Source organism: Syntrophales bacterium (genome assembly GCA_035363115.1).
Classification (GTDB): Bacteria; Desulfobacterota; Syntrophia; order Syntrophales; family PHBD01; genus PHBD01.
This window is the reverse complement of record DAOSEM010000002.1, coordinates 316,204-340,975: the sequence shown is the minus strand read 5'-3', so window position 1 is coordinate 340,975 and position 24,772 is coordinate 316,204. Positions and strand designations below refer to the sequence as shown.

The following is a 24,772-nucleotide window of genomic DNA, read 5'->3' as shown; positions in this document are numbered from 1 at the left end:
GAAAGGAGGAGTAGCCATGCATCGCAAGCAGTTCCAGCTCATCATCGTCACGGGTCTCTGTGCGCTCCTGCTCTGGGGATGCGCAACCACCCAGGAAAAGCAACAGGAATCGGACCGGCGCCTGCGAATGGCCCTGGCATACATGACTTCGGGGCAGTTCAACCCGGCCCTCAAGGAGCTGATGCAGGCGGAGCAGCTGACCCCGGACAATCCCCGGATCCACTATGCCATCGGCCTCATCTACATGGAAAAGAACATGCCCGCCGAGGCCGTAAAATCCCTCAACAGAGCCCTGGAGCTGAAGCCCGACTACTCGGAAGCTCATGTTTCCATCGGCACGATCTATTATTCCATGGGTCGCCTGGACGAGGCCATCGCCTCCTTCAACCGTGCACTGTCCAACGTCCTTTACGAAACCCCGGGCCTTGCCTTCTACAACCTGGGACGCACCTATGTCCGGAAAAAGGACAATCCAATGGCCCTGCGCATGTTCACTGAGGCCATTCAGCGCGACCGGGGCGGATATCTCGTTCCCCTGGTCGAATTCCACATCGGACTCGTCTGGATGGGGGAGAACAAGTGCGACAAGGCCGTCAGTCACTTTGGAAAAGCGGTGGAACTGTCGCCGGCCTACACGGAGGCACACCTGAAACTCGGCGAATGCCAGATCCGCCTGGAAAGAAAGGCGGATGCCGTCAAGTCGCTTGAGACGGTCGTCCAGCAGGCACCGAATACGGATTTCGCCACCCGGGCGAGAGAACTCCTGAAACTCCTTTCACGCTGAGGCCTTCCATGGCATCCAAGAAACAGAAGCGATCAAACGAAGTCCGAACCCGCAAAAAGAAAAAGGGCTGGCGGACCCTTGCCCTTTCCGCCGCCGCGCTGGCCATTGTGGGCCTCCTCATCTTTTTCTTCGTCACCCTGTTCGATGCCCTCTTCCCGACCTCCGGGAAGGGAACGGCCCAGAGGAAGGAGAAACGGGAGGTAACCCTGTACTTCTCGGATGCGAACGAGCGTTTCCTGGTCCCGGAGAAACGGTTCGTTCCGAAAGAGGCGACGGACGAAGAACAGGCCCGGGAAATCGTCAAGGCCCTCCTGGCCGGCTCGAAGACGGGCAACACCCCCACGCTGCCGGCGAAGGCGGACGTCCAGGGCGTCAAGATTCTGCAGGACGGAACCGCCGAGGTCAGTTTCAGCAAGACCTTCGTGAATGCCCATCCAGGGAGCGGGACGAGCGAAACGGCAAGCATTTTCTCCCTGACGAACTCACTGTGCACAAACGTCCCCGCGATCAAGAGAGTCCGGATCATGCTCGACGGTAAGGAACTGGCATCGATCCGGGGACATATCGACACGCGGAAGCCCTTTGCTCCGCGCGACCTGACGGCGCCCGGCGCCAAGTCCTGAGATCCCGGCGGAACGGACATGTCGGTCAAGACGAAATTATCCAGAATCCGGAACATCGGCATCATCGCCCACATCGACGCGGGGAAAACCACCGTGACGGAGAGGATTCTCTATTACACGGGCCGCTCCTACAAGATGGGCGAGGTTCATGACGGGGAGGCCGTCATGGACTGGATGCCCCAGGAACAGGAGCGGGGAATCACCATCACCGCGGCGGTCACGACCTGCACCTGGGAAAACCACGAGATCCACATCATCGACACGCCGGGCCACGTGGATTTCACCATCGAAGTGGAGCGGTCCCTGCGGGTTCTCGACGGGGCCGCGGTGGTCTTCGATGCCGTCGGCGGCGTCGAGCCCCAGTCGGAAACGGTCTGGCACCAGGCCGACAAGTACGGTGTCCCGAAGATCGCCTTCGTCAACAAGATGGACCGCGTCGGTGCCGACTATTTCCGCACCATGGACAAGATGCGCGAGCGTTTCCACTCCCTGCCCCTGCCGATCCAGATTCCCGCAGGACAGGAAGACGGATTCCAGGGCATCGTCGATCTGATCCGCCGCCGGTTCGTCACCTGGGACAACAGCACCCAGGGCCAGAACTTCACCATCCAGGACGTCCCCGGGGAATTCGCCGGGGCCATGCAGGAGCACCGGGACCGGATGATCGAGATCCTGGCCGACCTGGATGACGGCATCGCGGAGAAATACCTGGCCGGCGAGGAAATCGGCGAGGAGGAAATCCATGCCGCCGTCCGCCAGGCGACGCTCTCGCTGAAGGCCGTGCCGGTGATGTGCGGCGCCGCGCTGAGGAACAAGGGCATCCAGCCGCTGCTCGACGCTGTGGTCCAGTATCTCCCCTCCCCCGTGGACGTTCCCCCCGTGCGTGGCCATCATCCCGTGACCCGGGAAGAAGAGGTGCGACCCAGCAGCGCCTCGGAACCGCTGTGCGCCCTGGCCTTCAAGGTCCAGCTCGACGAGGGGCGGAAGCTCACCTATCTCCGCATCTACTCCGGCCAGATCAAGGCCGGTGGCGAGATCTACAACGCCGGCAAGGGAAAGAAGGAAAAGATCGCCCGCCTGCTGAAGATGCACGCCAACAAGCGGGAGCGCCTCGAGACAGCCCAGGCGGGCGACATCATCGCCGTCGTGGGGCTCAAGGAAACCGCGACCGGGGATACCATCTGCGACGAGGGGCATCCGATCCTCCTGGAGCCGATGGACATCTACGAACCGGTCATCAGCCAGGCGATCGAGGCGAAAACCCCGGCGGACCAGGAGCGGCTTTCCGTGGCCCTGGCCAAATTCGCGGACGAGGACCCCACCCTGCGGGTGAAGTACGACGAAGAGACGGCCCAGACCGTGATCTCTGGCATGGGAGAGCTGCACCTGGAGATCATCATCGACCGCCTGACCCGGGAGTTCAACGCCCATGTCAACGTGGGCAAGCCCAGGGTCGTCTACCGGGAAACCATTCAGAAGAGCCTGGAGCTGGACGGAGTGTTCGAGAAGGAACTGGGGGACCGGCGCCATTATGGATCCGTTCGGCTCCGCCTGGAACCCCTGGAGCGGGGAATGGGCAATGACATCATAAACCGGATCGATCCCGCCCAGGTACCGGAAGAGTTCCACCCGGCGCTCATCGAGGGAATCCGGGAAGCCCTGTTCAGCGGAACCGTGGCCGGCTACCCGGTCATCGATGTCCGGGTCACCCTCCTGGGAGGAGCCTACCGGGACAGCGAGTCCTCCCCGCTCGGCTACAAGATCGCCGCCTCCACGGCGTTCCGCGAAGGATTCACCCAGGCGGAGCCGGCGCTCCTGGAACCGGTCATGCTGGTCGACATCCTGTCCCCATCGGAATTCATGGGCGAGGTAATCGGCGACATCCATTCCCGGAAAGGGGAAGTTCAGGCCATCACACCGAGGGGACCCATCAGTGAAATCCGGGCGAAAGTACCCTTGCGGGCCATGTTCGGATATTCGACCGATCTCCGTTCCGCCACACAGGGACGGGCAACTTTCTCCATGCATTTTCTCGAGTTCGGCAGAAGCGGATCGTAACCGGGTGCACGACCGCTCCGGAGGACCACTGCCACCATGAAAGCGCTGGGAAAGAAACTCCAACGCCTGTACAGCCTTCCCGCCGTCCAGGTCGCCCTGCTCACTCTGAGCGTCGTCGTGCTCTCCGCCCTGGCGGTCCACTACTTCGAGCACCTCCGGCAGGAGGCGAACATCACCTCGGTCTGGGATGCGCTCTGGTGGTCCATCGTCACGATGGGCACCGTCGGGTACGGCGACAAGTATCCCGTTTCCGTCGGGGGCCGACTGGTGGGAATCCTCGTCATCCTGTCGGGGGTGGGCCTGATGTCCCTGTTCACGGCCACCATCGCGTCTCTCTTCGTCGAGCGGAAGATCATGGAGGGAAAGGGATTGGATACGTTCAAGGAAAGGAACCACATCGTCCTGTGCGGATGGAACCAGCATACGGAGGAACTGCTGAACGGCCTGATCCGGCAGGGACTTGCGGGAGACAAGCCGCTGGTCCTGATCAACGAACTGTCCCCCGACGATCTGGATCCCCTGCGCCTGAAATACCACAACCTGAAGTTCATCCGGGGCAATTTCGTCCAGGAAGAAGTTCTGATGCGGGCCAACATTCCCGGGGCCGCCTTTGCGATCCTCATGGCGGACCTGTCGGGAGGCCATCCCCGGGACCGGGTGGACGAGCGGACGACGCTGACGGCCATGACCATCCGTTCCATCAATCCCCGGATCCGGATCATCGCCGAGCTCCTCAACGGCGAGAACAAGGCCAGCCTGAAACGAGCCCATGTCGATGAAATCATCGTCCGGGGAGAACACATCGGCGCGCTGATGGCCAGCGCCGTCGACTCACCGGGAATTCCCAGGATCTTTTCAAACCTGATGGCCCTGGGAGACACGAACAAGCTCTGGCGTGTCGATATCCCCCGGTCCTTTGTCGGGAAACCGTATCGCGAACTGGCGGATCATTACCGGGACTCCCATGGAGCCATCCTCCTGGGCATCGTCCGGGACAAGGCCGCCGTGAGGCTGGAGGACCTGCTCTCCGACAATACCTCCGTCATCGAAAGCTTCATCAGGGATAAGATCCGGGAGTCGAAAAAGGATTTCCTCTACGAACAGGACGAGGCGAAACTCACCATCAATCCCGACGGCGGTTATCCGATTGCCCCAAACGACCATGCCGTAATCCTGTCCCGGAACAAACCCCGGCACAGTTGAGCCGCGGCGACACCGAACCGAGGGAAAGCCGGCCATGAACGACGAGAGAATATCCTTCCTGCAGGAACCGGAACTCTTCCGCGAGCTGACACCGGAGCAGATCCGCGAGCTCATCAACATCTCCCGGCGCGTGACATTCCAGAGCGGGGAAACCGTCATGCGGGAAGGCGATGAAGGCGATTCTCTTTACATCATCCTCGACGGGACGGTCGAAGTGGTGAAGAGCCTCGTGCTTCCGGGCATGGACGAGGACGACACAACGGACAGGAGCAAGGTCTTCACTCGTCTGAGTGCCCGGGACCATGCCGTTTTTGGGGAAATCGCCCTCCTGGAGAAGCAGAAAAGGACGGCCACCATCACCGCTCTCACGGACTGCGTGCTGTACGAAATCAGCAAGGACGATTTCCTGCGGCTCGCCGAAGAGGATACGGACCTAGGATACAGGGTGGCCTTGAATCTGGCCCGGATCGTCAGCAGCCGCCTGAGAAAGGCCGACGAAGACACCATCAAGCTGACCACGGCCCTCAGCATCATCTTGAAGCAGACCTGAAAGGGAGCGACAGGATTACGCTGCCATGAAAACCGAAGGCAAGACACCTGCGGAACGCTGGTCAAAGCCTATCCTGGACAAGGACAAGGTCCTGGCCAGCATTTTTCGCATCAGCGCACTCCTCACCACCCCCTCCCGGGTTGACGAAATTCTGGAAAGGATCCTCGACGAAGTGGTCGGCACCATCGGATTCGACCGGGGAATCATCCGTCTCTTCGACGAAACGAAACGGTTTCTCCACGCCAAGGTGATGAAGAACTACACGCCGGAGGAGCGCAACCGTGTCTTCTCCGCCCCCCTGGACATCAAGAAGGACGACTGCATGGCCGTGAAGGTGGCCCTGACCGGGGAACTCATGACCATTGAGGACGTGGCCAATGATGACCGCGTCACCGACCTGGACCGATACCTGACGAAGATCATGGATGAGGGGTCCATCTTCATCGCCCCCCTGAAAATCGACCAGGAGGTCATCGGAATCCTCGCCGGGTTCAGCCGCGAGCACGTCACCTTCTTCACGGAGGAGATCCGCCTTTTCCTCACCTACGCCAGCCAGATCAGCATCATCATTCACGCCACCCGGCTCCTGGAGACCAATGCCGAGAAGATCCGCCAGCTCCTGGTCCTGGAGCAGGCCGTCACCGAGATGAACGAGAGCTACACGCTGGACCACCGGATCATGGACATCATGATCGTGAATGCCCTCCGCATCGCCGCGGCGGAAAAGATCCTCGTCTATTTCCTGGACGTGGTGAAGGAACGGTGCCTGATCAGCGACGGTGAGACGGTCTTCATCCACGACCAGGCGACCTGCAACGAGAAGATCGGCAACGGCCTGATCCGCAAGGCTCTGGAGTCCAATGCGATCCTGGTGTCCACCGATCCGGCCGGATTGGACGTGAAGCCGCTCTACGAAGACTGTCCGTCGGAGATCGCCGTCCCTTTCAACATCCGGGACAAGTTCCGCGGCGCCCTGTACCTGGCGAAAAAAACCGGGAGCTTCTCCCCGGACCACATGAACCTTCTGGACATTCTCGTAAAGAACGCCGCCACGACCTACGACAACGCCATTATGCACTCCATCCTCTCCCTGGAGGCGAAAACCCTCAAGTCGGAGGTGGAGAAACTGCGCGAAAACCAGGAGATTCTGCTGGGATACCACAACATCCTCGGCAAGTCTGAGCAGATGATCAACATCTTCCACATGATCGAGGACATCGCGCAGCATGACACGAACATATTGGTCCGCGGGGAAAGTGGCACGGGGAAGGAATTGATCGCCCGGGCAATTCACCGCCAGAGCAACCGCAAGGGGAAGCCTTTCGTCGACGTCAACTGCGCCGCCATTCCCGGACCCCTCCTGGAAAGCGAGCTTTTCGGTTACGAGGCGGGGGCCTTCACGGATGCCAAGAAGCGGAAGATCGGTCTTCTCGAATCGGCCCAGGGGGGAACGATGCTCCTGGACGAAATCGGCGACATGAGCTTTCCCCTGCAGGCAAAATTCCTCCGCATGCTGGAAGACAGGCACATCCGCCGTCTGGGAGGTACGGAAAACATCCCCATTGACGTCCGGTTCGTTTTCTCCACCAACAGGGACCTCACGAAAATGGTGGCCGACGGTGAGTTTCGAGAGGATCTCTTTTACCGGATCAGTGTCGTCCCGATCGCACTGCCCCCCCTTCGCGAGCGGAAAGCGGACATCTTGCTTCTGGCCCGGTATTACGTGGATGAGTTCAATCGAAAATTCCGAAAGAACGTCCGTGGATTCACCAAGGAAGCCCAGGATGTCCTCCTGAATTATCCCTGGCCCGGCAATGTCCGGGAACTCAGGAACATCATCGAGCGGGTGATGATCCTGCAGACGATCGGGCCGTTCATTACCGTGGCTGACCTGCCCATGGAAATGAAATCCGTATCGCCTTCGGGAATGCCAAAGATCTCCCTGGAGAATTTTTTCCCTGAGATCTCCCAGGGCGGAATCAACTATGACGAGGTCGTGGAAAAGATCGCCCATGACATCAAGGAGAAAATCATTGCACAAGCCCTGGACCGATGCGGAGGAAACAAAGCAAAGGCCTCTAAATTACTTGGAATATCAAGATACAAATTCATACGCGAGGCAAAGAAGCTCCTCGGTCATAATAAGCAGCCGCAATGAACGTGCGATACTCGCACACCTGTTCATATTCCGCACATGATCTATATTGTCTTTATTTACAAATAAATAAGGAATATCCGGAAAAATAGCGTGCGTTAATCGCACGATTTTTTCCTCAAGCCTGTGCCCGCGTGCCTGCTTCCCTGCAACCAACCCCCTTTCACACAATCCCATTCTAAATATTACACAAGCATATTCAACATGTTATGAGATCTACAACCTTTTCCCCCTGCATTTCCCTCTTCTGGCATCGAAATTGCGATAACCATCATCAAACAAACCCGAGCACCACTGGGAGATAAAAGAAAACAAGAATCCGGCAACGAATGCAAAAGAGTTCAACGGACAAAGAGAAGCGCAAGAGTTCGGACCTCGATTCGGTTTCTTCGGTCATTCAGAGTAACGGTCAAGGGTTAACAGAAGAAGAATTTTTCCTGTCTGCAGAAGGCGGGGCGTTCAGCGGTAAGAAAAACGAAAAGCGTGAGGAAAAGAAAGGAGTTGTTCCGAAAGAGCAGAGCATCCGTTTTTTTCTTCCAGAGACGTTTTGACGCGACTGCCGAGTGTGATGATTGTTTTTAATCGGTGGGTGGTTTCTGTTCCCTCCTTTCCACCCACCGACCCCCTAAATCGATTCTGGGAGGCATAGGTTACCGGGTACCTCCCAGTTTAATATGGGCGGATGGTTTTCAGGTTCCCTCCTTTTCCATCCGCCCTTTTTTTATCTCTTTTTCACACCCTCCCCATCCCATCAGTACCCGTCTTCATCCTTTGCCAGTTCCGAGGCACTTACCCTGTGTCGGAAAACACGGTAGACCCAGACCTGGTAGGCAATGACGATCGGGACGAACACCAGCGCCACGATGGTCATGATCTTCAGCGTGTACGGGCTGGAGGAGGCGTTGAAGACGGTAGCGCTGAAAGCCGGATCGAGCCGGGATGGTACCAGGTTCGGGTACAGCCCGGCGATGCCGGTTGCCACCGTCAGGAGAACGGCGGCGCAGGAGGCGAGAAATGCCCCCAGGAAATGGCCCCTCCCCATGAAGAAGCGAATGCCCGCCAAGGCCGCCAGCGCCGCCAGGGGGAATCCGAGAAGGATCGGGAAGGCGGTGAAATTGCGGTCGAGCCCGGTGGTTGAAGCGGTGTAGAACAGAAAAAGGAACAGGAAGACCGCCAGGGCGGCCCACGCCTTCCCTGCAAAATCGGCCGCCCGGGCGGCCAGGGCGCCGTCGGTCTTCCAGGCAAGCCACAGGGCTCCATGAACGGAGAAGAGCAGGAGAAACAGAAGCCCCGTCAGGATTCCATAGAGGTTCAGAAGCCCGGCTACTCCACCCTGATACCCGTCGGCATTAATGGGGAGTCCGAAAAACAGGTTTCCGAAGGTAATCCCGAAGAGAAACGCGATCAGCGTGCTGCTGATGGAGATCGCCGTGTCCCATCTCCGTTTCCAGGATTCCGTCGTCCCTTTCCCCCGGAACTCGAGTCCCACCCCCCGAACGATGAGGGCGAACAGCACCAGCAGCAGGGGTGTGTAGAGCGTGCTGAAGAGCAGGGCGTAGACCCCGGGAAAGGCGGCGAAGGTTGCGCCGCCCGCCGTCACGAGCCAGACCTCGTTGCCGTCCCAGACGGGTCCGATCGTGTGCAGCATCACCCCGCGATCCGTGTCGTCACCACCCAGCACCGGAAGCAGGATTCCCACACCCAGGTCGAATCCGTCGGTCATGAAATAGACCGCCCACAACAAACCCCACAAAACGAACCAGATCACCTGATATTCCATATCATGCCCCTTCCGGGCCGGCTGCCTTCACCCGCAGGGGATCCGGCCCCTTCCGGGCGAATTTCGCCAGCAAGTAAATATCCAGAAGCCCAAGGAATCCGTAAAACAGGGTGAAACCGATCACCGACAGGAGTACTTGCTCCGTTGAAATGTTCCTGGAAACGCCCTCAGCGGTTCTGTAGACACCGTAGACAAGCCACGGCTGGCGGCCCACCTCCGCCACCGCCCAGCCGAGTTGGGCCGCGATGTAGGGAAGCGGGATGGCATAGAACAGGATCTTGAGGAACCATGGGTACGCCTCGATCCGGCCTTTCCATGCAAGAAAGAGGGAGAAGGCCGACAGGAGCACGAAGAGCCCCCCGAGACCGACCATCAGCCGGAAGCTGACAAAGACCTCCATGACGGGCGGCCGGTTCTCTTTCGGGAAATCCTTCAGCCCCTTCACCTCGGCCTGAAAATCGCCGAAGGAGAGAAAACTGACGACGCCGGGAACGGGGATGGCCTGGACGGCGTTCCGTTCGTTCTTCGCATCGGGAACGAGGAGCAGGTAAAAGGGCACGGCCTTCCCGGTCTCCCAGTGGGATTCCATGGCGGCCAGCTTGGTCGGCTGGGCCTTCGCCACGTCCTTGGCGGCGAAATCCCCTGCACCGATCAGGAGAAGGGAGCTGACGAGGCCGAAGACTGCTGCCATGCGGAAGGAGGCCGTGAAGAGGGGTCTTTCGTTCCTCCGGAGCAGATGCCAGGCCGAGATCCCCAGGACGAAGAATGCGGCCACGACATACCCCGAGAGCACCGTGTGGAAAAACTTCCACCAGGCATAGCTGTTGGTCAACAGGGCCCAGAAATCGACCATCTCCGCCCGGCCGTTCCGAATCACGTAACCCACCGGATGCTGCATCCAGCCGTTGGCCAGGAGTATCCAGAGGGCCGACAGGTTCGTGGCGAAGGCGACCATCCACATCGCAAAGGCGTGCACGCCCTTCGAAACTCGGTTCCAGCCGAAGATCCAGAGTCCGATGAACACCGACTCAAGGAAGAAGGCCACCGTCGCCTCGATGGCCAGCGGGACACCGAAGATATCGCCGACGAAACGGGAGTATTCCGCCCAGTTCATGCCGAACTGGAACTCCATGGTGAGTCCGGTGACGACGCCGAGGATGAAGTTGATGAGGAAAAGCTTGCCCCAGAAGCGGGTCATCCTCAGGTACATCGGGTTTCCCGTGGCGACCCAGCGGCTCTCCATAAAGGCCACCAGGATGGACAATCCCAGGGTCAGCGGAACGAACAGGAAGTGAAAACCCGCCGTGGCGGCGAACTGCAGGCGACTCAGCGCAAGAACGTCCATCGGGACCGACCTCCTCGGGAAGCGAACAGCGAAGCCATGATAAACGGAGAGTTCTGGTTTTGCAAGCCTGCCGGTCCGGTCTGGGACCGGGGGTCGAAATGATTTGCCTCCCTTGACACACCCCGGTTCATCCCGTATGGATCACTCATGCCCGTCCGTCATGGATCAGGACTTACAGAATACGATCCTGGAGCAGCCCCCCATGGCCCGTGAAATCGAGCGAAAATACCTTGTCTGCGGCGACTCGTGGCGTTCGGACGATAACGGCGTCCTGTATCGCCAAGGGTATCTCAAGTCGGATCCGGCCTGTCTCGTCAGGATCCGGATCTGCGGGGAACATGCCTTCCTGGCGGTTAAGTCCCTCCTCTCGGGGCTGACCCGCCTCGAATATGAATATCCGATCCCGCGAGCCGACGCGGAAGAGATGTTGGAGCGGCTCTGTCCCCGGCCGTGGATCGAGAAGCGGCGCCGGCAGGTCCGGTATGGCGGCCTGATCTGGGAGATCGACGAGTTTCTGGGGGACAACGACGGCCTGATCCTGGCGGAGGTCGAGCTGGAGCGGGAGGATCAGCCGGTGTCGGAGCCCCCCTGGGCAGGCAGGGAAGTCTCCACCGATTCCCGCTATTTCAATGTGAACCTCGCCCGGAACCCTTACCGGCTCTGGAAGACAAACGGCAATCCGTCCGGAGAGACCGCATCCCGAACTGAAACGTAAACGGGTACAGAAGGAGGCAACCTTGCCGCATGTCCGTGTGAACGACCTGAATGTCTATTTCGAGGCCTCGGGAGCGGGTGAGCCCCTGGTGTTTCTCCACGGTCTGGGGTCAAGCACCCGCGACTGGGAAAGGCAGATGGAGTTCTTCTCCCGCTGCTTCCAGGTCGTAGCCTTCGACAACCGGGGTCACGGACGAACCGACAAGCCGCGGGGGCCCTACAGCGTGCGTCAGTTCGCCGGGGATGCGGCGGCATTCCTGAAGGCCGTGGGGACCGTACCGGCCCACGTCGTGGGGCTGTCCATGGGGGGCATGACGGCATTCCAGCTTGCCGTCGACGAGCCGACGCTCGTGAAAAGCCTGACCGTCGTCAACAGCGGTCCGGCCATGGTTCTCACGAATGCAAGGGACCGCCGGGCGTTTTTTCTCCGCCGCCTGATCGTGCGTTTCCTGGGAATGCGGAAGATGGGGGCCATCCTGGCGGACATGCTGCTTCCGGAGCCGCACCAGAAGGACCTGCATGACACCCTGATCGCCCGCTGGGCGGAAAACGACCGGCGGGCCTACCTGGCTTCCATGAAGGCCATCACCGGCTGGAGCGTGGCCGATCGCATCGGGGAGATCCGCTGCCCCGTCCTGATTGTCACAGCGGACCAGGACTACACGCCCGTTTCCCTCAAGGAGGCGTACACCCGGCGGATTCCCGGTGCGGAGCTGGCCGTGATCCGGCAGTCGCGCCACCTGACACCGATCGATCAGCCGGAGACCTTCAACGAAGTCCTCCTGGGATTCCTTTCCGGCCTCGCCGGCGATCCCGGCACCCCGATCCCCCACCCGGAAATTCCGTAAGGCGGCACCATCCGGCGATGCAGCCGGCCCTACCCTCTCCAGGCCTCCGCCTCAGCCCAGCGGATGAAGAGACGCTCCCTGCGGCGAAACTCCGCGGAGTGAACGATCCGCCGCCCATTCCTCATCTCCGCCCCCATGTCGGCATGGAGCATCTCGTGATAGACCACGTACTCCAATACGTAGAGGGGAACCGTCTTCCGGTCCAGCCACGGATGGATGCGGATGGTTCCGGTGCGGCTGCTGAAGCTTCCCAGGATCCGGCGCCGGACGCGGCGGGACGCCTTTCCCCGGCCCCATGTGATGGGAACCGAGAGGCGGCCGTCGAAATAAAGCCTGTTCAGGCTGTCGAATGCGGCCTGGAGGTTGAAGTGCCGGCCCTGCGGTTCAATGCGGACGGCGCGTGCAGCCTGTTCGGGACGGTCCCGAAGCCGGTCGCGGATATAATCGCCGATGAGGCGACCGGGGTTTTTCCGGGTGCGGGCAAAACGGGCGACTTCCCGGAGGACGTCGTCCCCGGCATCGAGAAAGATCCGGTGCAGGCGGAGCCGGACGCCGTCGGCGTCGGTCCGGACGCGGATCATCGAGACGTGATTGTCCGTAAGGACGAGATGGACGGGACGGCGCAGGCAGGTCTCCAGGCGTTCCTGGAGGTCCCGCTCACCGGATGCAAAGGGAAGGGAAAGCTGTTTCATGGATCCGCCGGCAGGCTTGAGATCCTTCCGGCGGGGCAAATCGGCGGACCGTGTCACTTCTTGCGCTTCTTGATCCGGTTCTTCTCGTCCACGAAGACGCACTTGGGGGTCCACGTTCGCGCGGCGTCATCATCCACCGTGACGTAACTGGCGATGATCACCAGATCGCCCCGGGAGACCTTGCGGGCCGCCGCGCCGTTCAGGCAAATGACTCCCGATCCGGCCTTCCCGGTGATGGCGTAGGTCGTGAACCGTTCCCCGTTGTCGACGTCGTAGATCGCCACCTTCTCATAAGGAACGATGTCCGCCGCCTTCAGGAGTTTCTCGTCGATGGTAATGCTGCCCTCGTAGTGAAGGTCCGCATCGGTGACCGTGGCCCGGTGGATCTTCGATTTCAGCATGAACCGCTGCATGACGCGCCCCTTGTTCGAAAGGATTCTTTTTTTACGCCTTCGGCGTCCCGGGCGTCGGCACGTCCAGGGGCTCTCCGAAGACGGAGTTGTCGATGAGCCTTGTTTTTCCCACCCGTACGGCAAGGGCCATGACGCAGATCCCCTCGATCCGCTCCACATCCTTCATGGTCGCGGCGTCACAGATCTGCACGTAGTCGATATTCGTGAAGGGGTGGGATGAAATGAAGGATTTCGCTTCCGCGAGGATGGACGTGGCGTCGCGCTCGCCGCCGGCATACCGTTCCTGGGCAATCTTGAGGGAGCGGGAAAGGCTGAGGGCGGACTCCCGCTCCTCCGGCTTCAGGTACGTATTCCGGGAGCTCATGGCAAGCCCGTCGGACTCCCGCGTGGTCGGCATGGCCACCACTTCCAGGTCCATGTTGAGGTCCTCCACCATCCGCCGGATCGCTGCGAGCTGCTGGAAGTCCTTCTTGCCGAAGACGGTCAGGTGGGGCTTCACGATGTTGAAGAGCTTGCAGCAGACGGTGGTGACGCCCCGGAAATGCCCGGGCCGCGAGAGGCCGCAGAGGTTGTCGGTGACTTCCTCCACATTCACATAGGTCTGATAGCCCGGGGGATACATCTCCCGGTTCGACGGGAAATAGATGACGTCCACTCCGACCGATTCGGCCAGTTCCCGGTCCCTGTCGAAATTCCGGGGATAGCGGTCCAGGTCCTCCGTGGGGCCGAACTGGGTCGGGTTGACGTAGATGCTGACCACGAGGCAGTCGGCCCGCCGGCGCCCCTCCCTCATGAGGTCGAGGTGCCCTTCGTGAAAAAAGCCCATGGTCGGTACGAAGGAAACCGTCTTTCCCTGCCGCCGGAGCGAATCCGAGAAAGCCTGCATTTCCCGAACCGTTTCGATGATCTGGATCATTCGTTCCATCCCAATAAAAAAAGCCTCGCCGTCGCGAGACGGGAGGCCTGGTTTGCTTTTGGCTCAATCCTTTGCCTGACCTTTCCGTCTCAGTCCGTCTCCGGATCCAAGCGGCAAAAACGCCGTATCAAACGGGGTCCCTGTTGTCAAGGCCTTTTCGCGAGGTCTCCAGGAGTACGGCACTGAGCCGGCCGAATTCAGCGGGAGACAGGGTCTCTGCCCGGCGTACCGGGTCGATTCCCGAGGACCGGAGGAGAACGTCAAGGTCGCTGCCCGCGGGCAATCCCAGGGATGCCCTCGAAAGATTATTGTATATCGTCTTTCTCCGGCTGGCAAAGGCCGCCCGGACAAGCGCCGTAAAATACGCCTCTTCTCCGAGCGGAAACGGCGGTTCCTTGAGAAAGTCAAAGCGCAGCACCCGGGAGTGGACCCGGGGAACAGGATAGAAACAGGTGGCAGGAACGTCCAGTCGCTGGGTAACGCGGGCAGAGGCGGCCACCAGGACCGATGGGATGCCGTATTCCTTCGTCCCCGGAGACGCCGCCAGTCGCTCCGCCAGTTCTTTCTGGAACATCAGCACCGCCCTCCGGATCCGCCTCCGGTGCGCCAGCAGATGGAACAGGATCGGCGTCGACAGGGAATAGGGGATGTTGCCGACCACCGTGATCCCCTCCCCGCCCTCACCGCCTGCAAGTGTGGAGAAATCGACCTCCAGGACATCGCGGTGGACAATCTCGACGTTGCCCCGGTCCTGGAAACGCTCCTCGAGGATTTCCGTCATCCGCGGATCCACCTCGACGGCCAGGACGTGCCCGGCCACCTCCGCGATCCGTTCCGTCAAAACCCCCGTCCCGGCGCCGATCTCAACCACCGTCCCGGCACCCCCGATCTCCGCCATAGCGGCGATCTTCTCCAGGATATTGCGGTCCTGGAGAAAACACTGCCCCAGCTTTTTTCTCGGCCTGAGCCCCCGGGAACGGAGAACTTTCCGTGGTGTGATCATGCTTTTTCGGCCCTCCAGGCGACAAGCAGCCGCCTCGTAACGAGATAGGCCGGCAGTGCGAAGACCGGCGCAAACAGGAGGCCCCCGACCTGGAGCGGCAGGAGGATCTCCCAGCCCAGACCGGCGACCGACGCCAGCGAGTAATCGGGAAGGACCAGGGTGCATCGCTCCATGCCCAGCAGAAGGCGGCCCGCCTCGTACTGGGACACGTACAGAATCGGGATCGTCAGAGGGTTGGAAATGAGCCAGGACCCCAGGTATGCCGATGATAGATGCTGGCGGAAGAGAGCGGATGCGGCCAGAACCAGCGTCGTATGGAACGGAATCGTCGGGGTCGTGCCGATGAAAACACCGATGGCAAACCCGAGGGAGATGTGCCGGGGGTCCCCCCGAAGGCTCACGAAGCGCCGGTAGAATCCGGCGAGCCATTCCTTGAGCGGGTTCATCGGAACGAAGACAGGGGCCACCGGGAAACGGCATTCAGGTCGAAGGAATCCCGCATGCCCATGGAGAGCCGGTAATCGCCCACGACGGCGATCATGGCGGCGTTGTCGGTGCACAGAACGGGGGGCGGGACGAGCACCTCGATTCCCCGCTCCCGGGCGTCTTCCTGGAACCGCGTCCGGAGCCTGCTGTTGGCGGCCACTCCCCCGCAGACCACCACCTGCCCGAGGCCATTCTCATCTGCTGCCCGGAGGGTCTTCTCCACGAGCACGTCGACCACGGCCTCCTGGAAACTGGCCACAACCCCCGGCATTGCTTCCGTTCCCGGCATACCCTTCTGTTTCACGTAGTTCAGGAGCGCCGTCTTGAGGCCGCTGAAACTGAACTCGAGGCTGTCCCGCATGGCCCGGGGAAACGGAACGGAGGACGGGTCCCCCTGTTTCGCCAGGCGGTCGATGACAACCCCGCCGGGATAGCCGATGTCGAGGAGCTTCGCCGCCTTGTCGAAGGCCTCTCCGGCAGCGTCGTCCCGCGTCTGCCCGAGGATGGAGAAACGCGAAAAATCGTCCACCCGGTAGATCGTCGTGTGCCCGCCAGAGACTACGAGCGCGGCGAAGGGAAAGGAAGGCCGGCGGTCGGACAGGAAAACGGCCGCTACGTGTCCCTCCAGGTGGTTGACCCCGACAAAGGGAAGCTTCCGTCCGAAAGCGACCGCCTTGGCCGCGGAGAGGCCCACCAGGAGGGATCCGACCAGGCCGGGTCCCCGTGTGACGGCGATCCCATCAATCTCGTCAAGTGTGGTTCCGGCGTCGTCGAGGGCCTGCAGGATCACGGCTCCAATTGCCTCGATGTGCTTGCGGGAGGCGATCTCCGGCACGACGCCTCCAAATCGGCTGTGGACGTCGATCTGGGAAGCGATGACGTTCGAAAGCATGACGCGACCGTCCCGGACGACCGCCGCCGCCGTCTCGTCACAGGATGTCTCGATGGCCAGAACCAGCATGATCACGTTCTCCCGGTGTTTTTCGTTTACAATCAGGCCGGGAGACTATATAGAAGTCGCCTGATTTTGTAAAGTTCGCCGGACCCCGGTCGTCCGGTCAGCGTTCAGACTTCGGTCCGGCCGGGAAGACGACGGGGAGCGCACCGATCATGGAGATCAAGACGGACTTTCTGATCCTGGGCAGCGGAATCGCCGGCCTCAGCCTCGCCATCAAAGCCTCCGGCCTGGGCAGCGTGGCCATCGTCACCAAAAAGGAAAAAATCGAATCCTCCACAAACTACGCCCAGGGTGGAATCGCCGCCGTCCAGGCGGAAACGGACTCCTTTGCCGCCCACATCGAGGACACCCTCGTCTGCGGGGCCGGCCTCTGCAGGTCCGACGTGGTGAAGTTCGTCATCGAAGAGGGACCGGAGCGGATCCGGGAACTGGTGGAGTGGGGGGTCCAGTTCACCCGGGCCAAGGATCACCCCGACCGCTTCGACCTGGGCCGGGAAGGTGGACACAGCGCGCGCCGGGTCCTGCACGCCCACGACCTGACGGGCCGGGAAATCGAGCGGGCCCTGTCGGACATGGCCGCCTCGAAACCGAACATCCGCTTTTATGAAAACCACTTCGCCATCGACCTGATCCTGAAGTCCCGCATCCCGGGACAATGGTTCACCGAGGACGACCGGTGCCTCGGCGCCTACGTCCTGGATATCCTCCGCGGCGAGATCCACACGTTCCGCGCCCGCTTCGTGATCCTGGCCACAGGCGGCACCGGCAAGGTCTACCTCATCACCACGAATCCCGACATCGCCACCGGCGACGGCGTGGCCATGGCCTACCGGGCCGGTGCCCGGATCGCCAACATGGAGTTCATCCAGTTCCATCCGACCTGCCTGTACCACCCGGAAGCCAAGGCTTTCCTGATCAGTGAGGCGGTCCGCGGCGAAGGAGCGATCCTGAAGCTGAAGAACGGCACCCCGTTCATGGACAGGTACCACCCCATGAAAAGCCTCGCCCCCCGGGACGTGGTGGCCCAGGCGATCGACAGGGAGTTGAAGAAATCCGGGGAAGAATACGTTCTCCTGGACATCTCGCACCGCGACCGGAACTTCGTCATCGGCCGCTTTCCCCACATCTATGCCCGGTGCCTCGAATTCGGCCTGGACATTACCCGGCAGCCCATTCCCGTCGCCCCGGCGGCCCATTACCAGTGCGGGGGCGTGGTGGTGGACGCCCACGGAGAAACGAGCATTCCCGGAGTCTTTGCCAGCGGCGAAGTGTCCTGCACCGGCCTGCACGGGGCGAACCGCCTGGCCAGCAACTCCCTCCTGGAGGCGGTGGTCATCAGCCACCGGACGTTCCTCCGGATCCGGGAGCGCTTCTCGTCCGTCCCGGACGATCCCGTACCCATTCCGGCGTGGGACCCCCGCGGCGCCACTGAAAGCGACGAATCCATCGTGGTATCGCACAACTGGGACGAAATCCGGTCCTGCATGTCCAACTACGTAGGGATCGTCCGCTCGGACAAGCGCCTGGAGAGGGCGGAGCGGCGCATCGAGCTGATCAGCCGGGAGATCGACGAATACTACCGGAACTTCCTCATCACGAAAGACCTGCTGGAGCTGCGGAACATCGCCACGGTGGCGGGCCTGATCGTGCAATGTGCCCGCCAGCGCAAGGAGAGCCGGGGGCTTCACTTCACCATCGACTACCCGGAACGGGACGATGAACACTGGCTGCGGGACACGGAACTGGTCCAGCCTTCCTATTACCGGGGCAACTTCTCGAATCCTCTGGCGATCTGACCCTGCTCAGAGCCAGGCCAGCTCGACCTTTCCGAGGACGCCGGTAAAGACCAGCCGGAAGGACCCCTCCTTCGGAACGGACCCCGCCTTGAATTTCAGGCTGTAGCATGTTCCGTGGTAGGGGTTGACATAGGGATAGAAGGCGGTCACCAGGGGGGTCACTTTGCCGATGCGCCGCACCTCCATGGGCTCGAACCGGGTCCCCTGGTCGTCGACCAGATAGATTTTCCAGATGGACCCGCTCCGGTCGAAATCATTCGCATCCCTGTCCGGCATGGCGGCATAGAGGAAGAACTCGTCGAAATCGGAGGCCATTTCGTCGAGCACCTCCCGGCGGGACTTCATCTGCTCTTCCGTCAGGCCGTACAGCCGGGCGTAGTCTTTCACATAAGCGGCCCGGAACCCGGCGGACTTGAACGTGGCGGTCAGGCCGGCCCGGGTCTCGAGCTGAGAATGCAGGCCCCGGCTTCGCGTCGAGGCGTCCAGCGCCACCAGATACTCCCGGGAGACCCCCTTCTCCGGTACCATTTCCACGTAGCTCCGCAGATAGTCGCAGCCGGTCATAAACGCCAGGATCAAAACAAGCAGCACCGGTGCGGCAAACCGGGCCGATTCTCCCCGCGGTCGAAAAATCGGTTCGCTCATGCCTCCTCCCCGAAAACGCGCTGAAAGATGTAATCCACGTGCCTGAGGAAATTTTCCACCCGGAACGCCTCATCCAGCTCCTCATCCCCGATGCGGGCAGTGATCTCGCCGTCCTGCCGGAGCAGATCCCGGAAAGGAAGCCCGCGCTCCCAGGAAGCCATGGCATTTCTCTGTACCGCCGCGTAGGCGTTCTCCCGGGTCATCCCGCTCTCGACCAGCTTCAGGAGAACCATCTGGGAGAAGATCACGCCGTGGGTCATCTCCAGATTGGCCTTCATCCGCTCCGGGTAGACCACCAGCTTCTCCACGAGGCCCGTGAAGCGGGCCAGCATGAAGTCCAGGAGAATCGTCGCATCCGGGCCGATGACGCGCTCCACCGACGAGTGGCTGATGTCGCGCTCGTGCCACAGGGCAACGTCCTCGAGAGCCGCCAGGGCATAGGACCGCATCAGGCGGGCGAGGCCGGAGAGATTCTCCGAGAGCACGGGGTTCCGCTTGTGGGGCATGGCGGAGGACCCCTTCTGGCCGGGAGAGAAGTACTCCTCCGCCTCGCGCACCTCTGTCCTCTGCAGCAGCCGGATTTCCTGGGCGAATTTGTCGATGGAGGAGCCGATGATGGCGAGCGTGGAGAAGTACTCCGCGTGCCGGTCCCGCTGGACGATCTGGGAGGAGACCGGGGCGGGCTTCAGGCCGAGCTTTCCGCAGACGTACTCTTCCACGTCCGGGTGCACAAAGGAAAAGGTGCCCACGGCTCCCGCCAGTTTGCCGACGCTGATGATCTCCAGGGCCCGTTCGAGGCGGAGCCGGTTGCGCTGCATCTCCTGGTACCACAGGGCCATTTTAAGCCCGAAGGTGATGGGCTCCGCGTGAATGCCGTGGGAGCGGCCGATCATCAGGGTCCGTTTGTGCTCGAAGGCCCTCTTTTTCAGGACGGCAAGGAGGCGGTCGAGGTCCGCGAGCAGCATTTCCGCGGCCTCTTTCAACAGGACCGCCAGGGACGTATCGAGGATGTCCGAGGAGGTGAGGCCCATGTGGATGAACCGCCCCTCCTCCCCCACCTTCTCCGTCACCGAGGTGAGAAAGGCGATCACGTCGTGCCTGGTCACCTTTTCGATCTCGTCGATGCGCTCCACGTCGAATCCGGCCCGTTCCCGGATTGCGTTCAGGGCCTCCCGGGGAATCTCTCCCCGCTCGGCAAAGGCCTCGCAGGCCAGGATTTCGATGTCCAGCCACGCCTGGTAACGGTTCTCGGCGCTCCAGATGCGGGTCATGGCTTCTCGGGAATATCTGGGGATCACGAATCGCTCCTCTGGTCTTCCTTCCCGCCGCCCTTCATGTATATCGTGCGGATGGGAAAGGGAATTTCGATGCCCTCTTTCCGGTATCTCTGGAACAGGCGCTTGATGAACACGTGGCGGACCGGGAACTGGTCCGCATAGGTCCGGACCCGGAGGACCGCGTTGAAGTTGATGCTCGAATCGCCGAACGCGGTGAAACGGACGAGCGGCTCGAATTCCGGAACGCCGCCCTCAATTTCCCCGAGAACCTCTTTTGCCACATCCACCGTGATCTTTTCAACCCTTTCCAGGTCGCTGCCATAGCTCACCCCGACGGGGACGACGATGCTCATTTCACTCTCCCCCAGATCGAAGTTGGTAATTCTGGTCTTGGCCAGCTCGGCGTTCGGGATCACGATCATGTTGTTCGGCATCGCCCTGATCGTCGTGCTTCGCCAGGTGATGTCATGCACGACCCCCTCTTCACCACCGGCCAGCTTCACATAGTCTCCCGGCCGGATCTGCCGGGAGGCGATGATCTGGATCCCCGAAAAGAGGTTGGAGAGCGTGTCCTGGAGGGCCAGCGCCGCCGCCAGGCCGCCCACGCCGAGGGCTGTCAGAACCGGGGTGATGGAGATCCCGAGGGTCTGCAGGATGACCAGGAATCCCAGGAGCAGGACCAGCCCCTTCGCGATGTTGGCGAAGAGGGTCGTGGTGACGAAAACGCCGCCGGCCCGGCTGCTGTAGAGATTGACGACGCCCACGGTCAGGCGGGCAAAAAAGAACGAGACCGAAAGGATCACCAGGACCAGGATGCCCTTTTCCAGGATGCCGGTGAGATGGACCGACAGGGTAACCGCGTGGATGGCGACATACGCGGCTGCAGCCGTGAACCAGTAGATTCCCATCCGCCGCAGGGCCGTGACGAGGACATTACCACCCTCCCAGCCGGTACGACGGACGACCCGGCGCAGGAACCGGCGTGCGAGGACGTCGGCGGCGAGGCCACAGAAGAATCCCGCCGCAAGCAGGAGCAGGGGTAAAATGTACGTGTGCCGTGTCAGGATTTCGGTCATGGATAACCTATCGGGTGTCCGGGCTGCTTCTGCAATCCCGGCCAGGCGGTTCCTCTACCCCGGATTCCCGTGTGGCGCAAGTCCCTTTGTACAAAAACGGATTTGCCGGGTGGCAGGCATCGGTTTTCAAATGGATTGACAAGACCCGTCGAGTGAACCTATAGAGCAGCCAATTGGCCGTTCCGCTGTCCCACAACGGCGGCAAAACGCATACCGTAGAGATGTTGCAAAGGATTCGATGAACATCCGAGACTTCCGCAAGCCGACCCATCCGGTGGATCTCCTGTTTCCGAACCGCTGGTCCCCCCGGGCCATGTCCGGCGAGGAGATCACGGAAGCGGAACTCATGACCCTGTTCGAGGCCGCCCGGTGGGCGCCTTCGTCCAATAATAACCAGCCGTGGCGGTTTTTCTACGGCCGGCGCAACACCCGGCACTGGCCCTTGTTTCTTTCCCTCCTCACGGAAAGCAACCGGATCTGGGCAAACCGGGCGGCGGTCCTGGTCGTGGTCGCCTCGAAGACGACCTTCGACAGCGGAAAATTCGCCCGCACCCACAGCTATGACGCCGGTGCCTCCTGGGGGCACCTGGCCCTTCAGGGATCCCTCATGGGGCTGGTCGTTCACGGGATGCAGGGATTCGACTATGACCGTGCGAAGGTGGAGCTGGCCATGCCCGACTTTTTCCAGGTGGAGGCCATGATCGCCGTCGGCCGGCCCGGGAGAATGGAAGATCTTCCGGAACACCTTCAGAAAAGGGAATTCCCCTCCGACCGGAAGCCCCTGTCGGACATCATCGTGGAAGGCCCGTGGAAAGCATAGCGATGGACAATCCCCGAACCTCTTCATACGAGGAGTTCTTCAACAGCCTCACCCACGGGGCGGGCGCCTTCCTGAGCGTCGCCTGCCTGACCATCATGGTGATCTTCGCGAGCCTCCACGGCAGTGCTCGCCATATCGTGGGCTGCAGCGTCTTCGGAGCGAGCCTGGTCCTCCTGTACACGGCCTCCACCCTTTATCACAGCACACGCTCGCCCCATCTGAAGCACATTTTCAAGACCCTGGACCATGCCTGCATCTACTTGCTCATCGCCGGTACCTACACGCCTTTCACGCTGGTAACCCTCCAGGGGGAGTGGGGATGGACGCTCCTCGGCGTCGTCTGGGGAATCGCCATCGTCGGCATCGTCTTCAAGATTTTTTTCGTCTATCGATTCCGGACGGCGGCCACGATCGCCTACATCCTCATGGGATGGCTGGCAGTGTTCGCCATCAAGCCCCTCCTGGCAGGTCTGTCCGCTGCAGGACTGGCCTGGCTCGTGGCGGGAGGGCTTTTCTACACGGTCGGCGCCCTCTTCTACCTCATGAAACGCCTCCCCTACTCCCACGCCATCTGGCACGTCTTCGTCCTGGGCGGCAGCCTGTGCCACTTCTTTGCCGTCCTTTTCCATGTCATCCCGGCCGGGAACTCCTGAACGAGCCGGTTTCCAGAAACAATTAACCTTAGAAGGATTCAAACATGCTCAATCTCGACGACCTGGACTGGCAGAAAAAGATGGTTTCCCCGGATGTCGTTCTCACAAAGATCGAACCGGGAATGAGTATCTTCCTCGGAACCGGCGTTTCTGAGCCCCGGACCCTCGTGAAACGCCTGATGAACTCGAGCCTGCCGAACTTGAACGACCTGGAGCTGATTCAGCTGGTCAGCATGGGGGATGCCATTTCCTACAGCAGCACGGCCAACGCCCATAAATTCCGCATGAAGACGTTCTTCTCCGGGTGGCTGGCCAGTCCCGCCATCACGTCCGGCTCCGTGGACCTGATCCCCTGCCGGTACTCCGACATCCCTCGGCTCATTCATAACGGCACGATCCGCATCGACGTGGCCTTCGTGCAGATCACACCTCCCGATGAAAACGGGTACGTCAGCCTCGGGGTGTCGGCGGACGTCCCGAAATACGCCCTCGAACGGGCATCGCTCGTCGTGGGAGAGATCAATCCCGACGTCCCCTGGACAACCGGCAACACCCATGTCCACGTCAGCGAATTCAATTACCTGGTCCAGTCCGACGAGCCCCTGATCTATTTCCCCCGCTGGCCCGTGGACGAGGTGCTGGACAAAGTGGCATTCAACATCGCCTCCGTCATCGAGGACGGGAGTTGCCTGTCCTTCTACTCGGGGACCCTTTTCGAGGCCCTGGGAAAACATCTGACGCGGAAGCGGAACCTGGGCATCCATTCAACGTTCTTTACGGATCCCCTGATGGAACTGGTGAAATGCGGCGCTGTCACGAACATGAAAAAAGGGTATTTCCGCGGGAAGTCCCTCACCGTTTATGCCCAGGGAACCCCCGAACTGATGAAGTGGCTCCACCGGAACCCCATGGTGGAATTCCAGTCCATCGACGTCGTGTCCGACTACTCGCGCATGAGCCTCAACGACAGGATGATCGCGATCCTGCCCGCCCGGAAGGTGGACATCACCGGCGGAATCGCCCTTCATGTGGGCCGGGGAAACATCACCGCCACACCGGGGCAGGCCCAGGATATCTTCGCCCGGGCGGAGTGGTCCAAGGGGGGAAGGACGATCTTCGCCCTGCCCAGCCGGAACCTCAAGGGCAAGTCCAACATCGTCCTGTCAGCGGACGAATATCCGAACCAGTTCACCAACCGGGAGTCCCTCGACCTGATCATCACCGAGTACGGTATCGCCTCCATGACGGGGCGGACCGTGCGGGAGCGGGCCCAGGCGATCATCGACATCGCCCATCCGGACGACCGGGCCGAACTGGTCCGCCAGGCCAAGGACTCCCGGATTCTCTACGCGGACCAGATTTTCCTCTCCGAAGCCGGGTTCTTTTATCCCGAAAAAATAACGACCGCCCATACGTTCAAGGGTGATCTCACGGTACGCTTCCGGGCCATCAAGCCTTCCGACGAAGAAGAAATGAGGCGGCTTTTCTACCGGTTCTCCGACATGACCGTCTATTACCGCTACTTCAGCCCCATCAAGGCCATGCCCCACACGAAGATGCAGGAGTACGTCAATGTCGACTACCGGCGCGCCCTGTCCATCGTCGGCGTCGTCGAGGAGAACGGCGTGGAGCGGATCGTCGCCGAGGGGAGGTATGTCCGTCACCGCGACCGCCCCCTCCATGCCGACATGGCTTTCGTCGTGGAAGAGCGCTACCAGGGCCGGGGAATCGCTTCATTCCTCCTGGAGATGCTGATCCATGTGGCCCGGGATCAGGGAATCGAGGCCTTTACGGCCGACGTGTTCGCCGACAACAAGGCCATGATGAAGGTCTTCGAGAAGGTCCCCTACCCCCTCCGGGCCGTCATGGAATACGGGATATACAACCTGACGATCCCGCTGATGGACCCCGAAGAAGGAACCCGGGGAAAAGATTAAAAACATGTAAGATTAAAAACCTTGAAGGCGCGGATTCACC

24 protein-coding genes are annotated in these 24,772 nt (G+C 61.0%); 13 read left to right on the top strand and 11 right to left on the bottom strand.

What is annotated here, in order from left to right:
- The first annotated feature begins 16 nt into the window (after positions 1–16).
- The 7 genes from PLO63_07005 to PLO63_06975 all read left to right on the top strand — a co-directional run bounded on the left by PLO63_07005 (position 17) and on the right by PLO63_06975 (position 7,924).
- A complete protein-coding gene (locus tag PLO63_07005) occupies positions 17–784 on the top strand; it encodes a tetratricopeptide repeat protein (protein HOI73881.1) in 768 nt (255 codons plus the stop codon).
- 8 nt (positions 785–792) lie between these two features.
- A complete protein-coding gene (locus PLO63_07000) occupies positions 793–1,407 on the top strand; it encodes a GerMN domain-containing protein (GenBank protein ID HOI73880.1) in 615 nt (204 codons plus the stop codon).
- Between the two features lie 18 nt (positions 1,408–1,425).
- Positions 1,426–3,465 carry an elongation factor G gene (fusA, locus tag PLO63_06995; protein ID HOI73879.1) on the top strand — a complete coding sequence of 680 codons (2,040 nt, stop codon included), beginning with the start codon at positions 1,426–1,428 and terminating at the stop codon, positions 3,463–3,465.
- 36 nt (positions 3,466–3,501) lie between these two features.
- Positions 3,502–4,668 carry an ion channel gene (locus PLO63_06990; protein ID HOI73878.1) on the top strand — a complete coding sequence of 389 codons (1,167 nt, stop codon included), beginning with the start codon at positions 3,502–3,504 and terminating at the stop codon, positions 4,666–4,668.
- A 34-nt stretch (positions 4,669–4,702) separates the two neighbouring features.
- Positions 4,703–5,218, top strand: coding sequence for a cyclic nucleotide-binding domain-containing protein (locus tag PLO63_06985; protein ID HOI73877.1), 516 nt, complete (start codon positions 4,703–4,705; stop codon positions 5,216–5,218).
- A 25-nt stretch (positions 5,219–5,243) separates the two neighbouring features.
- Positions 5,244–7,376 carry a sigma 54-interacting transcriptional regulator gene (locus PLO63_06980; protein HOI73876.1) on the top strand — a complete coding sequence of 711 codons (2,133 nt, stop codon included), beginning with the start codon at positions 5,244–5,246 and terminating at the stop codon, positions 7,374–7,376.
- A 326-nt stretch (positions 7,377–7,702) separates the two neighbouring features.
- Positions 7,703–7,924 carry a hypothetical protein gene (locus PLO63_06975; GenBank protein HOI73875.1) on the top strand — a complete coding sequence of 74 codons (222 nt, stop codon included), beginning with the start codon at positions 7,703–7,705 and terminating at the stop codon, positions 7,922–7,924.
- Between the two features lie 200 nt (positions 7,925–8,124).
- On the opposite strand, the gene cydB is transcribed toward PLO63_06975, so the two are convergent.
- Positions 8,125–9,153 (bottom strand): cytochrome d ubiquinol oxidase subunit II, encoded by a 1,029-nt coding sequence (cydB, locus tag PLO63_06970; GenBank protein HOI73874.1) that lies wholly within the window; start codon positions 9,151–9,153, stop codon positions 8,125–8,127.
- A 1-nt stretch (position 9,154) separates the two neighbouring features.
- Positions 9,155–10,498 (bottom strand): cytochrome ubiquinol oxidase subunit I, encoded by a 1,344-nt coding sequence (locus tag PLO63_06965; GenBank protein ID HOI73873.1) that lies wholly within the window; start codon positions 10,496–10,498, stop codon positions 9,155–9,157.
- Positions 10,499–10,700: 202 nt separating this feature from the next.
- On the opposite strand from PLO63_06965, the gene PLO63_06960 reads away from it, so the two are divergent.
- Together PLO63_06960 and PLO63_06955 are read left to right on the top strand one after the other, a co-directional pair.
- The gene (locus tag PLO63_06960; protein ID HOI73872.1) at positions 10,701–11,213 is read left to right on the top strand and encodes a CYTH domain-containing protein; all 513 of its coding nucleotides are present in this window, start codon (positions 10,701–10,703) and stop codon (positions 11,211–11,213) included.
- A 22-nt stretch (positions 11,214–11,235) separates the two neighbouring features.
- Positions 11,236–12,060 (top strand): alpha/beta hydrolase, encoded by an 825-nt coding sequence (locus PLO63_06955; GenBank protein HOI73871.1) that lies wholly within the window; start codon positions 11,236–11,238, stop codon positions 12,058–12,060.
- Positions 12,061–12,089: 29 nt separating this feature from the next.
- Here the strand turns inward: PLO63_06955 and PLO63_06950 are convergent, their stop codons facing one another.
- From PLO63_06950 to tsaD, 6 genes are all read right to left on the bottom strand, one after another.
- On the bottom strand, positions 12,090–12,752 hold the full coding sequence (locus PLO63_06950) for a hypothetical protein (GenBank protein ID HOI73870.1): 663 nt from the start codon (positions 12,750–12,752) through the stop codon (positions 12,090–12,092).
- 53 nt (positions 12,753–12,805) lie between these two features.
- Positions 12,806–13,165 (bottom strand): aspartate 1-decarboxylase, encoded by a 360-nt coding sequence (locus tag PLO63_06945; GenBank protein ID HOI73869.1) that lies wholly within the window; start codon positions 13,163–13,165, stop codon positions 12,806–12,808.
- Between the two features lie 31 nt (positions 13,166–13,196).
- On the bottom strand, positions 13,197–14,081 hold the full coding sequence (panC, locus tag PLO63_06940; protein ID HOI73868.1) for a pantoate--beta-alanine ligase: 885 nt from the start codon (positions 14,079–14,081) through the stop codon (positions 13,197–13,199).
- Positions 14,082–14,208: 127 nt separating this feature from the next.
- Positions 14,209–15,084 carry a 16S rRNA (adenine(1518)-N(6)/adenine(1519)-N(6))-dimethyltransferase RsmA gene (rsmA, locus tag PLO63_06935; GenBank protein ID HOI73867.1) on the bottom strand — a complete coding sequence of 292 codons (876 nt, stop codon included), beginning with the start codon at positions 15,082–15,084 and terminating at the stop codon, positions 14,209–14,211.
- On the bottom strand, positions 15,081–15,551 hold the full coding sequence (locus tag PLO63_06930; GenBank protein ID HOI73866.1) for a DUF2062 domain-containing protein: 471 nt from the start codon (positions 15,549–15,551) through the stop codon (positions 15,081–15,083). The genes rsmA and PLO63_06930 overlap by 4 nt, the downstream gene beginning before the upstream one ends.
- Positions 15,527–16,531, bottom strand: coding sequence for a tRNA (adenosine(37)-N6)-threonylcarbamoyltransferase complex transferase subunit TsaD (tsaD, locus tag PLO63_06925; GenBank protein ID HOI73865.1), 1,005 nt, complete (start codon positions 16,529–16,531; stop codon positions 15,527–15,529). Before tsaD ends, PLO63_06930 begins: the two co-directional genes overlap by 25 nt.
- A 149-nt stretch (positions 16,532–16,680) precedes the next feature.
- Between tsaD and nadB the strand changes: the two genes are divergently transcribed.
- Positions 16,681–18,324, top strand: a complete 1,644-nt coding sequence (nadB, locus tag PLO63_06920) for an L-aspartate oxidase (protein HOI73864.1) — start codon at positions 16,681–16,683, stop codon at positions 18,322–18,324.
- A gap of 6 nt (positions 18,325–18,330) precedes the next feature.
- On the opposite strand, the gene PLO63_06915 is transcribed toward nadB, so the two are convergent.
- From PLO63_06915 to PLO63_06905, 3 genes are read right to left on the bottom strand one after another with little or no spacing between them, the layout of a single operon-like run.
- Positions 18,331–18,969: a hypothetical protein gene (locus tag PLO63_06915; GenBank protein ID HOI73863.1), complete on the bottom strand. Its 639-nt coding sequence runs from the start codon at positions 18,967–18,969 to the stop codon at positions 18,331–18,333.
- A complete protein-coding gene (purB, locus tag PLO63_06910; GenBank protein ID HOI73862.1) occupies positions 18,966–20,267 on the bottom strand; it encodes an adenylosuccinate lyase in 1,302 nt (433 codons plus the stop codon). The genes PLO63_06915 and purB overlap by 4 nt, the downstream gene beginning before the upstream one ends.
- On the bottom strand, positions 20,264–21,322 hold the full coding sequence (locus tag PLO63_06905) for a mechanosensitive ion channel family protein (GenBank protein ID HOI73861.1): 1,059 nt from the start codon (positions 21,320–21,322) through the stop codon (positions 20,264–20,266). Before PLO63_06905 ends, purB begins: the two co-directional genes overlap by 4 nt.
- Positions 21,323–21,560: 238 nt before the next feature.
- On the opposite strand from PLO63_06905, the gene PLO63_06900 reads away from it, so the two are divergent.
- From PLO63_06900 to PLO63_06890, 3 genes are read left to right on the top strand one after another with little or no spacing between them, the layout of a single operon-like run.
- Complete coding sequence (locus PLO63_06900) at positions 21,561–22,142, top strand: nitroreductase family protein (protein HOI73860.1); 582 nt, start codon at positions 21,561–21,563, stop codon at positions 22,140–22,142.
- Positions 22,130–22,795 (top strand): hemolysin III family protein, encoded by a 666-nt coding sequence (locus PLO63_06895; protein ID HOI73859.1) that lies wholly within the window; start codon positions 22,130–22,132, stop codon positions 22,793–22,795. Before PLO63_06900 ends, PLO63_06895 begins: the two co-directional genes overlap by 13 nt.
- Positions 22,796–22,839: 44 nt before the next feature.
- On the top strand, positions 22,840–24,732 hold the full coding sequence (locus tag PLO63_06890; GenBank protein HOI73858.1) for a GNAT family N-acetyltransferase: 1,893 nt from the start codon (positions 22,840–22,842) through the stop codon (positions 24,730–24,732).
- Positions 24,733–24,772 lie beyond the last annotated feature (40 nt).

Bases quoted from the DNA above. Each gene is read 5' to 3' on its own strand.
- PLO63_06945 (HOI73869.1), bottom strand. From the start codon at position 13,165: ATGCAGCGGTTCATGCTGAAATCGAAGATCCACCGGGCCACGGTCACC.
- PLO63_06980 (HOI73876.1), top strand. From the start codon at position 5,244: ATGAAAACCGAAGGCAAGACACCTGCGGAACGCTGGTCAAAGCCTATC.
- PLO63_06905 (HOI73861.1), bottom strand. From the start codon at position 21,322: ATGACCGAAATCCTGACACGGCACACGTACATTTTACCCCTGCTCCTG.
- PLO63_06990 (HOI73878.1), top strand. From the start codon at position 3,502: ATGAAAGCGCTGGGAAAGAAACTCCAACGCCTGTACAGCCTTCCCGCC.
- PLO63_06890 (HOI73858.1), top strand. From the start codon at position 22,840: ATGCTCAATCTCGACGACCTGGACTGGCAGAAAAAGATGGTTTCCCCG.
- rsmA (HOI73867.1), bottom strand. From the start codon at position 15,084: ATGATCACACCACGGAAAGTTCTCCGTTCCCGGGGGCTCAGGCCGAGA.
- PLO63_06915 (HOI73863.1), bottom strand. From the start codon at position 18,969: ATGAGCGAACCGATTTTTCGACCGCGGGGAGAATCGGCCCGGTTTGCC.
- PLO63_06900 (HOI73860.1), top strand. From the start codon at position 21,561: ATGAACATCCGAGACTTCCGCAAGCCGACCCATCCGGTGGATCTCCTG.
- fusA (HOI73879.1), top strand. From the start codon at position 1,426: ATGTCGGTCAAGACGAAATTATCCAGAATCCGGAACATCGGCATCATC.
- PLO63_06985 (HOI73877.1), top strand. From the start codon at position 4,703: ATGAACGACGAGAGAATATCCTTCCTGCAGGAACCGGAACTCTTCCGC.
- PLO63_06950 (HOI73870.1), bottom strand. From the start codon at position 12,752: ATGAAACAGCTTTCCCTTCCCTTTGCATCCGGTGAGCGGGACCTCCAG.
- panC (HOI73868.1), bottom strand. From the start codon at position 14,081: ATGATCCAGATCATCGAAACGGTTCGGGAAATGCAGGCTTTCTCGGAT.
- cydB (HOI73874.1), bottom strand. From the start codon at position 9,153: ATGGAATATCAGGTGATCTGGTTCGTTTTGTGGGGTTTGTTGTGGGCG.
- nadB (HOI73864.1), top strand. From the start codon at position 16,681: ATGGAGATCAAGACGGACTTTCTGATCCTGGGCAGCGGAATCGCCGGC.
- PLO63_07000 (HOI73880.1), top strand. From the start codon at position 793: ATGGCATCCAAGAAACAGAAGCGATCAAACGAAGTCCGAACCCGCAAA.
- PLO63_07005 (HOI73881.1), top strand. From the start codon at position 17: ATGCATCGCAAGCAGTTCCAGCTCATCATCGTCACGGGTCTCTGTGCG.
- tsaD (HOI73865.1), bottom strand. From the start codon at position 16,531: ATGCTGGTTCTGGCCATCGAGACATCCTGTGACGAGACGGCGGCGGCG.
- PLO63_06960 (HOI73872.1), top strand. From the start codon at position 10,701: ATGGCCCGTGAAATCGAGCGAAAATACCTTGTCTGCGGCGACTCGTGG.
- PLO63_06975 (HOI73875.1), top strand. From the start codon at position 7,703: ATGCAAAAGAGTTCAACGGACAAAGAGAAGCGCAAGAGTTCGGACCTC.
- PLO63_06965 (HOI73873.1), bottom strand. From the start codon at position 10,498: ATGGACGTTCTTGCGCTGAGTCGCCTGCAGTTCGCCGCCACGGCGGGT.